This is a genomic window from Nocardia tenerifensis NBRC 101015 (assembly GCF_000308715.1).
In the GTDB taxonomy this organism is placed as follows: domain Bacteria; phylum Actinomycetota; class Actinomycetes; order Mycobacteriales; family Mycobacteriaceae; genus Nocardia; species Nocardia tenerifensis.
Window position 1 is genome coordinate 20,474 of the sequence record NZ_BAGH01000614.1, and the last position, 13,244, is coordinate 33,717.

A 13,244-nucleotide genomic window follows, 5' to 3' on the forward strand; every position below is an offset into this window, starting at 1 on the left:
TCCCCAGTTCGACTGGGGTTTCACCGATGTGACATGCGCGCTTAATCTCCGTCCACCGGGATTTGTCCGTCCCTTTGGAGGAGCCCCCATGCATCACATCTTCCGCCGTGCCACGGCTGTTCGCATTGTCGCCGCAGCCACCGCTCTGCCCCTCGCTCTAACCCTCGCGCTCGCCGGGACCACGCACGCCGATCCGGGCGCGCCGCCCGAGCGTCAACTGGCCGACTCGGTCAAGGCGCCCAACATCAAACGGCACCTGCAGGAGCTCCAGAACATCGCCAACGCCAACGGCGGCACCCGCGCCTCGGGTACGCCCGGCTTCGACAAATCCAGTGACTACGTGGCAGGCCAGCTCCGCGGCGCGGGCTACCAGGTGACGGTGCAGAAGTTCGACTTCCCGTTCTTCCGCGAGAAGTCGACCGCGGCCATGTCCCAGGTCTCGCCCGACGCCAAAACCTACAAGCCGACCACGCCCGGCAGCAGCGAAGTCGGCGACTTCGCCACCCTGACCTACTCCGGTTCCGGGAACGTGCAGGCCACGGTGCAGGCCGTCGATCTCACCCTGCCGCCGACACCGGAGCCGAGCTCGACCTCCGGCTGTGAGGCACAGGATTTCGCGGGCTTCACCGCGGGCAATATCGCGCTGCTGCAGCGCGGCACCTGCCCCTTCGCCGACAAGGCCCGCAATGCCCAGAACGCGGGCGCCGTCGGTGTGATCATCTTCAACGAGGGCCAGCCCGGCCGGACCGACGCGTTCGCCGGCACCCTCGGCGGCCCCGGCTTCAACATTCCGGTGGTCGGCGCGAGCTTCGCCGTCGGCCAGGATCTCGCCTCCCCGGCCAACACGGTCGTCAAGCTGAAGACCGACACCGAGAGCACCACCCGCACGACCAACAACATCGTGGCCGAGACCAAGCGCGGCAACGCCGACAAGGTCGTGATGGCGGGGGCGCACCTCGACTCCGTGCTCGCCGGGCCCGGCATCAACGACAACGGCTCCGGCACCGCGGGTCTGCTCGAGGTCGCGCTGCAGTTCGCCAAGGTGCCGCCGAAGAACAAGGTGCGCTTCGCCTGGTGGGGCGCCGAGGAACTCGGCCTGCTCGGATCCGAGCACTATGTGGCGAGTCTGTCGGAGGCCGACCGCAGCAAGATCGCGCTGTACGGCAACTACGACATGATCGCCTCGCCCAACTACGCCTACATGATCTATGACGGCAGCGCGGGACCGGCCGGATCGGTCGAGATCGAGAAGAACCTGGCTCGCTACTTCGACTTCCTGAAGATCCCGCACGTACCCACCGCGCTCGACGGGCGCTCGGACTACGGCCCGTTCATGGCGGTCGGCATCCCGTCCGGTGGCCTGTTCACCGGTGCGGAAGGCATCAAGACGCCCGAGGAGCAGCAGATGTTCGGCGGCGAGGCGGGCAAGGCCTACGACGCCTGCTACCACTCGGCCTGCGACACGATCAACAACATCAACGACAAGGCGTTGACGGTGAACACCGGCGCCATCGCCTACTCGACGGCCACCTTCGCCTTCAGCGATAACCCGCCCAGCCGCACCCCGGTGGCGAAGACCGCGCCCCAGCAGCGCGGCAAGGCGGACAGCCACCGCGGCGGGCTCGCCCTCTGAGGACGGCGACTCGCGCCCGCTGAGTCCGGCGACTTCAGCGGATCCCACGCGACCCGGCGGGACATCCCGCCGGGTCGCTCTCTGCTGAGCGCCCGGACTAACCTCGAGTTCGACGTGTTTCGGACTTGCTACGGAGGTTCATGGTCATGTGGGATTCGCTGCCGGTGGGTGCGGCCGACGGCTCCTCCGCCGCGCTGACGCGGGAGCAGATGGCGGAGCTGATCGGTGGGCGAGCCGGAGCCGCAATGGTTTTCGGTGAACCGGTGACGGCGGACGGGCTCACCATCGTCCCCGTCGCGCGGGCGGGCATCGGTTTCGGCGGGGCGGACGGTGGGATCATCGGCGGTGGTACCGATATCAGGCCGCTCGGGTACATCGAGATTCGAGATGGTGTCGCGCGCTACCGGCCGATCCGCGATATCTGGGGGAGGGTCGGCGCGCCATTGACCGCGCTGGCCGCCGGTGCCGCCGCGTCATTGGCGGTTCGCTCGCTCCTCGATCTTCGCCGCCGACCCCGCCGGTTCTGAGCCCCGCTCGGCGGCGACACTGCCTGCGTCGTCGGCAGCATGCTGCGTCGGTGCACCCGCGCGTCGGCGACACCCCCGTCCATGCCGGGGCACCCGCCCGGCATACAATTGTTGCTGCGGCGGTGGGGCTCGCCGCTCCGGACGCAGGATTCGGAACAACCGCGGGCATAGCCGGCCAACAGTCCCTACCCCATCCCTCCGCCCCCGGGCGGCCATGGAGTAGGAGACCGCTGTGCACATCGACCCGCGACACGACCTGTGCGTCGATTCGGATATCGACATTCACAACCCTGACCAGCGCGGCGAGCTCGCGCACACGCACGGCACGGTGCTCGGCGTGATCGCGGCCGGCGGCGCGCTCGGGGCGCTGGCCCGCGACGGCCTCACCCTCGCCTGGCCCACGCCGACCGGTGGATTCCCGTGGGCGGTGTTCATGATCAACGTAGCCGGGAGTTTCCTGCTCGGCTTGCTCATGGTGGTGATCACCGAGATCCGCCCCGCCCACCCGTTGGTGCGCCCGTTCCTCGGCGTCGGCGTGCTCGGCGGCTTCACCACCTTCTCCACCTACGCCAACGACATCCGCGCCCTGCTCCACCCCGACACGATCGTCGTAGCCGTCGTCTACCTCCTCGCGACCTTGCTCGCCGCCCTGGCCGCGACCACCCTCGCGATGAAACTCGCCCGCACCGCCGCCCGCCTCACCCAGCGGGAGATGGTCCGATGAACACACTGCTCGTGATCCTCGGCGCAGCCGTAGGCGCCCCCCTCCGCTATCTCATCGATCGCGCCGTCCAACTACGCCACGACAGCCGCTTCCCCTGGGGCACCCTCCTCATCAACGCCTCCGGCAGCCTCCTCCTCGGCGCCCTACTCGGCGCAGACCTCTCCACCCCCTGGATCTCCTTGGCCGCCACCGGTTTCTGCGGCGCCTTCACCACCTACAGCACCTTCACCTATGAAACCATCCGCCTAGCCGAGCAATCCGCCTACCGCCCCGCCCTCCTCAACATAACCACCAGCGTGACCACCGCCCTGATCGCCGCCTCGATCGGCTACGCCACCACCCAAACCCTCCACGGCTGACACCGCTACACAGCGGCATACGGGTCCTTCAACGTCGTTGGCGTATGGGCGATCTCCAGCGCGGACTCCGGAAACTTCGAGCCTGCCACGTAAAACCGTGCCCGCGTGCGCCCCACCGGCGACAAAACCTCCCGCCGCACAAGCTCGCGCAGATCCCGCTGCGCCTGCTGAAGATTCAACCCCTCGTTCTGCTCGTAACGGCTGCGGCGCACGCGTCCGGACATCGCGACGTCGTGCATCGCCGTTACCAGCCGCTCGTCCACACTCTCGCGAGTAGTGAAGTCGGCCAACGCCTCCCACACGCGCCCCGAACGCACGAACCGCGCGTGCACGGTCTGCGTCTGCTGGTGGTAAGCGACCAGATTGAACCGAATCCACTCCGACACATCCTGATTCGGCCGATACTCGCTGCCCCGCCGCCCCAGCACCTGGTAGTACTCCCACGTGTTGCCCGGTCGACCCAGCCACGCCTCGATCGACGAGAACTCCGGAGCCAGCACCCCTTCTCGCGCGATCATCAACGTCTGCAGCGACCGCGACATCCGCCCATTCCCATCGGCCCACGGATGAATCGACACCAACTGCAGATGCGCCATAGCCGCCCGAACCAGTGGATGCGCCCCCGACTCGACATTGAGCCACTCCACCAACTCCGCCATCAACCCCGGCACCGCCGCAGCCTCCGGGGCGGTATAAGCCGCAATACTCGTATCCCGCACATCGGTCACGTAAACCGCCCCCCGCCGCCACTGCCCAGCCGGCCGCCGAGCCGCATGCCGATGCCCCTGCAACATCCAGTGCAGCGCGTTGAGAAGTCCCTTGCTGTACGAGAAGTCCTCGACATCGTGCAGGGTCTGGATGTAAGTCATGGTTTGCTCGTAGGCCAGAGTCTCCGCCCGGTTCTCCTCGGATACATCGACGTCGCGCTCTCCGGCGATCAAATCCTCGACGTCGACGGTAGAGACTTTGAAGCCCTCGATGGAGTTCGATGCGGCCACCGCGTCCGCGGTCAGGAACTTCCGCAGACCCCCGGTCCAACCGGCTGGGGCGCTCTGCAGCTGATGACGCAGGGTATCGCGCATGCGATCGACGTCGGACAGCACCCGCTCATCCGCCACGCTCAAGTCGGGAGTCGGAAACAGCACACGTCAACAGTAGGGTGACGTAATCATTACGTCAAGGCATATGGCCGGGGTGTCAGCGACCCCGGTCACGCTCTATTTCTAGCTGCAGTTCCCGTACGACGCTGGCGGCAGCGTTGACGCGAGCTTCGATGGGGACCTCGGCGTACTCGCTGTCCGATACCCCTTCGGTCATTGCCAATAGCATCGACGTGAAACTGATCGCCGGCGGCGACCACTTTTGAGCTGAGCCGGTTGAGAATGGATCGAAGGGAATGGGGCCGACTTCGAACGTGGGCACCTGCAGTCCCGCCAGGGTGCCGGTGCTCCGTAGCACCATGCCCTCCATGACGGCTGACCCGCTTGCTGCCAGCGTGGACCATGGTTTGGCCGGCGGCGGAGGTACGAACTCGGTCCGTACCCGCCGACCGAGTGCAGAGCCCATCGCGCTGTAGAACCGCGACATCTGGTCGATGAACCGCTGTTGCGTCTTGTGGATCTCGTGCTCCAGTCGTCCACGCATCGGTTCCGAGTACGATAAGACCGCGGCAGACAGTGACATATACGTGCGCCACGTGCGGCGGCGTTCGATACTGTCGTAGTTTGCTTGAGCGCCTTGTCGGCAGACCTCGACAATCGCTCGTTCTCGTCCACGCTGTGTGCTCAACAGCTCTGGAAAATGCTCAACGACGCCTGTCAGTGCGTCCAGCGCGGCATCGAGCGTCGGTCCGTCGAGAACGGAAGGAGAAGACTCCGGATGAGCGGCAAGCTCCAGTAGGAGGTCTTCGAAGAACTGATCCCGTTTCGGCCAGATGCGGTACACCGCGCTTCGGGCAACACCGGACATGGCGACAATCGCGTCGAGCGGAATGTGCTGGAGGCTGACCGTTAACCCCCGTTCGTTCACAAGGTGGGCCGCGGTGGCCAGCATCGTCTCCCGAACGTCGTCTGCCGTCATCCTGGCGCGGCGTGGATCGAGTGGATCACGGGCGAACGCTGCAGACATGACTACAGAGCCTACCCTAAGATTTTGGGATACTCTGTCCCAACATCTAAGGACGCTGAGTCATCGAGTACGATATCGACGCTCGGGCGCAGGGGCAGGCGTGTACTGCTGCCACCTGCACTGAGACGCGCACGTTCCGCATCAGGACCAAGCTCGAGGAGCCACGCATGGCGCAAGACCGCGGCCGAAATCGCAAGCTCACCGTCACTGTCGAGGTAGGCCACGGTGATAAGCTGAACAGCCAGCATCCCGCACAGATCGAGGGCGAACCGCCGGTGGAGGAGATCTTGCTGACACCCCGCCGCAAGCGTGACCGGAATACAAAGTGGACTTGGGCCAGGTCTGGTGGCGGTAGTGGAAAATAATGTATCGGCTGGGAAAGAGCTACCAGCGCAGGCTCGGAATTCCGCTGATGAAGCGACGGAGATGGTTCGTGTCGTCGAGGAGGGCGAACTCGATGTGGTTTCGGACTATCTCGATAAAGAGCTAGCAGTAGCGTGGCTCCGGAAGTCATCCTTCGAGACACGGGCTTTTCCGATCGTTACGATGGACGTCGGATTGGTCACGCTCTACCTGACCTTGATCAAGACGCTCGATCTGAAACTTGTGACACAGGAGGGCTGGCCGCACACGCTTGCGATTCTCATTGTCGTGGCTGCGTCGCTGTCTATTCTGTTCGCCGCTCTGACGGCGTTTCCTTTGCCCTATGCTGCTTACAGCCCCGACGGTTTCGATGAACTGTTCGAGGAGATATTGCAGAAGAAGCATGCTGCTCACGCGCAGTATATTGTAGAGCGAAAGATCCAGGCATACAGGAGTGCCTGGATCTCGAATCGGATAAAAGCGGCCTTTGTATTTGCTTCCTTCTTTTTCATGGCGACGCTTGCTGGTCTTCTCATTGCCGCAATTATTATATCTTTTGAGCGCTAATTCGTACTCAGTGCCACTTTCCACGGCTGATATACATCCGGTGTATTATGACTCGCTCGATTCCATCGCCCCGTCTTGTACAGGCCTGTACATGCTGGAATCCAGTCCTGGCCTATAAGGGCTTGGTAATCGTCGATCCCATTTTGACCAGGGCTTGATCGGTAATCTGCGTATCTGGAGGCACACTTCGCCTGACCGGGCAGGTGGACAATCAACGGGATGAGGTCGGCTCCTGTCATCCGGCCTTCGATCGCTACTGCCGTGGAATCGAACACGATGGTAGCGAGCACGCTTTTGCCACCACGTACGCTACGCAGTGAACGGACGATTGCTTCACATACCCAAACGTATTTCGGCAGCTGCATGTTTCCGATCGCGCGTGCGAGTTCGATACTTCCACCTAGTCGTTCGGTAAAACTTTTTTTGAATTCTACCCCTGTGCTCACGTAACTGCGAAGGGCGAGCTGTCCGACTTCGCTTCCAGACACTTGCGCAACAAAGCTTCGCAAATTGTCGTGATAGACCCCTGATCTTTCGTCTTCTGTGATTGCCTGCCAGGTGGGAAGTCTGTCCAGCCGGTCCTGCGCGAGTGTTTCCAGCCAGTAGGTCGCGGCCTCCTCTGCGGCGGTCCCGGAGAGCCAGAGTGATCGGGGAAGTGGTACTACTACCGCAGTGTCCGCATCCTCGGAATAAATCGAGCTCATTATCGCATCGACCAGATCGTCCAGTAGTACGATCTTGTAAGGGCCGACCTGATCATCGCATACGATGAACGCCGTGACATCGGAGTCTGATTTCTGCTGAGGAGGTAGTCTTCTCGGGAGGAGGGCGTCCTCGTCGATCTCCGACCGGCGCAGGTATCCGACAACTACTTGCGCATGAGCGACGTCGAGGTTGTCTTCCGGGCTTCGCAGCAGAATGACGGGAAGCTTGGAGTTGAGATAGCGGCAGATCGTTGCCCCTAAATTCTCTCTGACCCAGAGTCTGGCGAGGGGACGGCTGTTGATGTTTCTCTCTTCCTCGCTTTCAGCATTCGTCAGTTCGTTCAGTCGGGCTGAAAAGCCGGGTCGCCGAGACCAGTTGGTGTCTCCGTACCTCAGTAGTGATGCCGCGTCCAGCACCTCTGGGGGAAGATCGACCGAGCGAAGTGTGGTAGCCACTACATTGAGATTCAATCCCTGCGATGGGTAGGGACGGCTGACGGCGGCGCTCTTATCGCCGACGTCGTGAAATTCGGCAGTTGCTCGTCGCCGAACTGCGCCGCGCAACACGGCGGTATAATGGCAGACCCACGCAGCGATATGGGCGCACGTCAAAATATGACCGTCTTGTTCCATGAACGGCACGCCGACCACTTTTTTCGCGACGCCGAAAACTTGCACAACTTCTGCTACACTCGTGCGAACCTTGTCGGCGAATTCCTTCTCGCCGATTATCCCCGGTACTTCGACATCGACCGATACCATAGACCGTCCGATCTTGCCGGGAACCTGGGGGCGGATCACGGTGTAGCCATAGTAGATTGATTCATCCTGTGCGACAAAGTCGTAGATGTACGGGTTGTCATCCGCGATGACACCATGAAAGAAGTGAAGTCGAGTGGTATCGGGTGAGCGGAATGCGAACCGTGAATCGTGGACTTTGCTGAACTCGCTGCGGTAATCGATGTCGAAGTATCCACCTTCTACGATCACAACGTTGGCGCGAGAGCAAAACACCTCGATGAGCGAACGAGCCGGCTGGTCGTTGTCGGGCTGCCGTGATCTCAGTTCCAATTTATCCAGTAGGCAGTCCACGCGCGTAGTGCACAGTCGATAGATATCACCGTACGGCCGCTCTTTTTTAAGAGTAAGACGGGTACACAAAAAATTCACCCTCAGAGACGCGAAGAGAAAGCTGATCAGGCGTTGAAGCGATTGCGCTTGGACCTGGCCTTGCGCTGAAGTTCATTCAAAGGAGAATTCCGCTGCAGTTCCATGAGGTGGCGGCTTGTTTCGATCATTTGATCGATAACATGTTGCCCGAAATCCTGCAGCGTACGTTCGTCTCTGGCGGCCGCGAACTCCATTGCATTCATTGGCCGATATGTCCTCAGAACGGCTACCGCGTCTGAACGACTGCGAACCATACCTTCGTCGGTGAGGGGGGTGCGATGATCGTCCTCTGCCGACGGGCCAGGTTGGCCGTCATGCTGAGGCTGCGGATTGCCCTCCGGATAATATGGGTATCCACCATGTGTCACTCGAGTATCCCCCTTGAAGCGTACGTCGAAAACATGCTCGAATCGCTACATTTTAGATGGATGAACTCACGCAGCGTCGTGAAATCTCCAAATAAGTGGTCAACGATGCCGACCATGTGCTTCCCCTTACCCGGGCCAGTCTAGGTGTAGCGCGGTGTGGGCGCAACGGTGCGTTTGCGCTGCGTGGTGACCATACCCTTCTCGACGTGAAGGCTCGGCCGACACGCAGATTTTTTGTCAAAAAGCTACCTGCCCGCTGTTGACCATGGGTTTGCTGGTCCCAAATGGTCATTTGACTGATCCGTGATATTCGTGGTCCAAGGCTTGAAGATGCAATAGCGAGGTCATAGCGTCGGGTCGGGGCATGTCCGCAAAATCAGAACCGAGCAGTCGTGTTTGCGTTGCCGACTTGGGTGAGAGTGGTGCAGAGCCTGAGGCTATCGCAGGTGCGGCGTCCGGAGTCCAGCCGTCAGCGATCGGTCTGGTCGAGGTTTTTGCGGAGGTATTCGGCGGTTATGGAGGTTTTGTCGGAGGTTAGTTCGTGGGGGGTGCCTTCGAAGAGGATTTTGCCGCCGTGGCGGCCGGCGTCGGGGCCCAGGTCGATGATCCAGTCGGCGTGTTTGACGACCTCTAGGTCGTGTTCTACGACTATGACGGTGTTGCCTTCGTCTACCAGGCGGTCGAAGAGGGTGAGGAGGCGGTCTACGTCGGCCATGTGGAGGCCGGTGGTGGGTTCGTCGAAGACGAAGACGGTGCCGGTGTCCTGGAGGCGGAGGGCGAGCTTGAGGCGCTGGCGTTCGCCGCCGGAGAGGGTCGAAAGTGGTTGGCCGAGGGTGAGATAGGCGAGGCCGACCTCGCGGAGCATCGCGAGCTTGCCGGTCACCTTCTCTTCGTCGAAGAAGGACAGGCCCTCTTCGACGGTGAGTCCGAGCACCTCGGCGATGTTCTTGCCGCGCAACGTCTTCTGCAAAGCCTCGTCGTTGTACCGGCTGCCCTCGCACACCTCGCAGGTCACCGTGACGGGGTCCATGTACGCGAGATCGGTCTCGATCACCCCGCGCCCCTTGCACGCTGGGCACGCACCGGTCGAGTTGAAGCTGAACAACCCTGGTTCGGCGTCGTTGGCCTTGGCGAACAGCCCGCGGATCGTGTCCATGATGTCGACGTAGGTCGCCGGCGTCGACCGCGAGGAGATGCCGACCCCGGACTGGTCCACCATCACCGCGTCCGGATGCTGAGCCGCGAAAGCCCCTGAGATCAAGGAACTTTTACCCGAGCCCGCCACGCCGGTCACCGCGGTGAGCACCCCGGTGGGAACGCTCACGGACACGTTGTGCAGGTTGTTCAGCGTCGCCTTCGTAATCTTCAGCGCGCCAGTGGGTTCGCGGACCTCCTCCTTCAAACCCGTGTGCTCGCGCAACCTTCGGCCGGTGAGCGTGTTCGCCTTCAGCAGCTGCCGATAGGTCCCTTCGAACACGATCTCGCCGCCGTGCGTACCGGCCCCGGGGCCCATGTCGACGATGCGGTCGGCGACGGCCATGACGTCCGGATTGTGTTCCACCACAAGCACGGTGTTGCCGTTGTCCCGCAGCTGGGCGAGGAGTTCGTTGAGCCGGTGCACATCTCGCGGATGCAGCCCGACGCTCGGCTCGTCGAAGATGAAGGTCAGATCGCTCAGGCTGCTGCCAAGATGCCGAACCGTCTTGAGCCGCTGGCCTTCTCCGCCGGACAGCGTGGACGTCTCGCGGCCGAGACTGAGGTAGCCGAGCCCGATGGACTCGAGCCGTGTCAGCGCCGTGACGGCGGCCTCGACCACAGGTTTGGCGACCCGATCGTTGATGCGCCCCAGTTCGGCGATCAGCTCGCTCACCTCGAGCTCCGCGTAGTCGGCGATGTTCTTGCCGTTGATCTTCGAGGCGAGCGCGGCCTTGTTGAGCCGCCCGCCGCCGCAGACCTCGCAGGTGCTGGTCCGCACGACCTTCTCGACGTCCTTGCGCTCCTTGTCTTTCAGCGCGTCGAGGCCGTTCTTGAGGTAGCGGCGGTTGAACCGGACGACGATGCCCTCGTACTCGTTGGAGTGCGTCACGTCCTTGCCGGGCCGCCGCACCTTGAAACCGCTGCCGTGCAGCAGCTTCTCCCATTCGTCGGCGGTGAACTTCTTCAGCGGCTTGTCGGGATCGAACAGGCCGGACTCGGCGTAGGTGATCCACGGATACCCGCCGACGGCGAACAGCGGCGAGGTGATGGCGCCCTCGTTGAGCGATTTCGACCTGTCCAGCAGCAGATCGAGGTCGAGCTTGGCGGTGCGTCCGAGACCCTCGCACTCCGGGCACATGCCCTGCGGCACATTGAACGAGTACATGGTCGACTCGCCCGCGCTCGGCTTGCCGTGCCGCGAGAACAGCACGCGCAGCATCGGATTGATCTCGGTCATGGTGCCGACGGTCGAGCGGGAACTGCCGCCGATCTGGCGCTGATCGACCACGATGGCGGTGGACAGGTGCGACATGCCCTCGGCGTGCGGCCGTTCGTACTTCGGCAGCCGGTTCCGGATGAACCAGGGGAAAGTCTCGTTGAGCTGTCGCTGCGACTCGACCGCGATGGTGCCGAACACCAGCGACGACTTCCCAGAACCCGACACGCCCGTGAAAACGGTCAACCGCCCCTTCGGGATCTCGAGCGACACGTTCTTCAGGTTGTTCTCGCGGACGCCGCGCAGCGAAATGCAGTCGTTCGCTTGCCGTCCGGTTCGATCCGACATATCCACTCCCTCAGCGTGACCAAGAACTAGGTGCGACCAGTACCAGGCATGACAAGAAATGGTTTCCAAATGGAAATTATACCACCAGGCTCACGTCATAGGCGTCGACCCACTCGGCGAGGCGAATGGGCGTCTCGTTGTACAGCCCCCGCTCCTGCATCGAGGAGGCGGCGCCGATCGGCGCGTCGAGATGCTTCTCGATGGCGGCGAGGTCGAACAGCGGCAGCGCGGGCGAACTCGGCTCCGCCACGATTTTCCCGAGTATCTGCTTGACGGCCCGGTCGTAGCCCGCGTCCTGAGTGGACGGATAAGGCGCCTTCTTGCGCCGCACAATGGATTCCGGCAGCAGATCAGCGGTGGCGCCGCGCAGCAGGCTCTTCTCCCGCCCGTCATAGGTCTTGATCGACCACGGCGCGTTGAAAACATATTCGACCAATCGATGGTCGCAGAAGGGGACACGAACCTCGATTCCGCCGGCCATGCTCAACCGGTCTTTCCGGTCCAGCATCACCGGCAACCACCTGGTGAGATTCAGATAGCTCGCGATCCGCATCCGCCGATCGTGCCCGGTCTCGCCGGACAGGTGCGGCACCTCGGCGAGCGCGGTCCGATACTGGTCGGCGATGTACTCCGGAAGCTCCAGCCGCGCCGTCAGATCGGGGTCCAGGAACGCCGTCGACTGCTCGGTGATCGACCGCTCGCCGAGCGCGTGCCACGGAAAAGTATCGGCCTGCACGGCTTTCCGATCGTGGAACCACAGATACCCGCCGAAGACCTCGTCGGCCGACTCGCCGGACAGCGCGACGGTGGACTGCTGCCGCACCGCGCGGAACAGCAGATACAGCGACGGACCCAGATCACCGTCGCCGAAGGGCAGGTCCCAGGCCCGCGACACCGCCGACCGAATGTTCGGGGCGACGAGATCCGCGTTGTTCAACAGAATGGTCTGGTGATCGGTGCCGACGTGCCGCACCAACTCCGTTGCGAACGGCTGATCGGGCGCCTCCCGAAGCGGCTCCGGCGCGAAATTCTCCACCTGTCCCTCGAAATCCACCGAGAAACTCCGGATGCGACCGCCGCCTGCGGCGTCGAGTCTGCGCTGCGCGAGGGCGGTCAACGCGCTCGAGTCCAAGCCGCCGGACAGCAGGGTGCACAACGGAACGTCGGCGACCAATTGCCGAGCGACGATGTCCTCCAACAACTCCCGGACCTTGCCGACGCTGGCGGGAATATCGTCGGTGTGCGGCCGTGACTCCAATTCCCAGTATTTCTGCTCAATGCGCTTACCGTCACGCACGCGAAGAAAATGCCCGGGCCGGACCTCGTACATGCCGTGCAGCGGTGTCTGCCCGGGAACGCGCACGAACGACAGCACATCGCGCAGCCCGTCGAGGGTGAGCACCGCGCGGCTCTGCGGATGGGCGAGAATCGCCTTCGGCTCCGATCCGAACAGCACACCGTCGGGCGTCGGATAGTAGAACAGCGGTTTGACGCCCAGCCGATCCCGATACAGCAGCAATTCCTCGACGCGGCTGTCCCAGATCGCGAAGGCGAACATGCCGTTCAACCGCTGGACGAACTCCGCGCCCCACTCCAGATACGCGCGCAAGACGACCTCGGTATCGCTCCTGGTCGCGAAGCGGTGCCCGAGCGTCTTCAGCTCGTCGCGGAGTTCGGTGAAGTTGTACACCTCGCCGCTGTAACTGATCGCGGCCAGCGGCGTGCCGTCGGGCAGCGTCTCCGGGGAGAGCATCGGCTGCTTGCCGCCCTCGAGGTCGATCACGGAGAGCCGCCGATGCCCCAGGGCGCAGTGCGGATGCAGCCACGACCCCTCGGCATCCGGTCCGCGCAGGGCCATGGTGTCCACCATCGCCTGGAGAACGCGGCGCTCGGCGGTGAGATCACGATCGAAATCGACCCAACCGACGATTCCACACATCG

General features: G+C 62.9%; 11 protein-coding genes. 5 read left to right on the forward strand and 6 right to left on the reverse strand.

Going from position 1 to position 13,244, the window contains the following annotated elements:
- Positions 1-88: 88 nt before the first annotated feature.
- The 4 genes from ON39_RS44640 (at position 89) to crcB (ending at position 3,243) form a co-directional block, all read left to right on the forward strand.
- Positions 89-1,633, forward strand: a complete 1,545-nt coding sequence (locus ON39_RS44640) for a M28 family metallopeptidase (protein ID WP_040743389.1) — start codon at positions 89-91, stop codon at positions 1,631-1,633.
- A 140-nt stretch (positions 1,634-1,773) separates the two neighbouring features.
- Positions 1,774-2,160 (forward strand): hypothetical protein, encoded by a 387-nt coding sequence (locus ON39_RS44645; protein WP_040743391.1) that lies wholly within the window; start codon positions 1,774-1,776, stop codon positions 2,158-2,160.
- Positions 2,161-2,392: 232 nt separating this feature from the next.
- Complete coding sequence (locus ON39_RS44650) at positions 2,393-2,884, forward strand: fluoride efflux transporter FluC (RefSeq protein WP_246003210.1); 492 nt, start codon at positions 2,393-2,395, stop codon at positions 2,882-2,884.
- On the forward strand, positions 2,881-3,243 hold the full coding sequence (crcB, locus tag ON39_RS44655; RefSeq protein ID WP_040743393.1) for a fluoride efflux transporter CrcB: 363 nt from the start codon (positions 2,881-2,883) through the stop codon (positions 3,241-3,243). The genes ON39_RS44650 and crcB overlap by 4 nt, the downstream gene beginning before the upstream one ends.
- A gap of 5 nt (positions 3,244-3,248) precedes the next feature.
- On the opposite strand, the gene ON39_RS44660 is transcribed toward crcB, so the two are convergent.
- A complete protein-coding gene (locus tag ON39_RS44660; RefSeq protein ID WP_040743395.1) occupies positions 3,249-4,388 on the reverse strand; it encodes a Fic family protein in 1,140 nt (379 codons plus the stop codon).
- A gap of 52 nt (positions 4,389-4,440) precedes the next feature.
- Positions 4,441-5,370 carry a TetR/AcrR family transcriptional regulator gene (locus tag ON39_RS44665; protein WP_146251384.1) on the reverse strand — a complete coding sequence of 310 codons (930 nt, stop codon included), beginning with the start codon at positions 5,368-5,370 and terminating at the stop codon, positions 4,441-4,443.
- Positions 5,371-5,679: 309 nt separating this feature from the next.
- Between ON39_RS44665 and ON39_RS44670 the strand changes: the two genes are divergently transcribed.
- The gene (locus ON39_RS44670) at positions 5,680-6,300 is read left to right on the forward strand and encodes a hypothetical protein (protein WP_157195666.1); all 621 of its coding nucleotides are present in this window, start codon (positions 5,680-5,682) and stop codon (positions 6,298-6,300) included.
- Here ON39_RS44670 and ON39_RS49535 read toward each other — a convergent pair.
- The 4 genes from ON39_RS49535 to asnB all read right to left on the reverse strand — a co-directional run bounded on the left by ON39_RS49535 (position 6,297) and on the right by asnB (position 13,242).
- A complete protein-coding gene (locus tag ON39_RS49535; protein WP_146251386.1) occupies positions 6,297-8,096 on the reverse strand; it encodes a hypothetical protein in 1,800 nt (599 codons plus the stop codon). The two genes, ON39_RS44670 and ON39_RS49535, sit on opposite strands and share 4 nt — an antisense overlap.
- A gap of 104 nt (positions 8,097-8,200) precedes the next feature.
- Positions 8,201-8,368 (reverse strand): hypothetical protein, encoded by a 168-nt coding sequence (locus tag ON39_RS49540; protein ID WP_157195667.1) that lies wholly within the window; start codon positions 8,366-8,368, stop codon positions 8,201-8,203.
- A 643-nt stretch (positions 8,369-9,011) separates the two neighbouring features.
- A complete protein-coding gene (locus ON39_RS44675) occupies positions 9,012-11,303 on the reverse strand; it encodes an excinuclease ABC subunit UvrA (RefSeq protein WP_040743401.1) in 2,292 nt (763 codons plus the stop codon).
- A 76-nt stretch (positions 11,304-11,379) separates the two neighbouring features.
- Positions 11,380-13,242, reverse strand: coding sequence for an asparagine synthase (glutamine-hydrolyzing) (asnB, locus tag ON39_RS44680; protein ID WP_040743403.1), 1,863 nt, complete (start codon positions 13,240-13,242; stop codon positions 11,380-11,382).
- Positions 13,243-13,244: the final 2 nt, after the last annotated feature.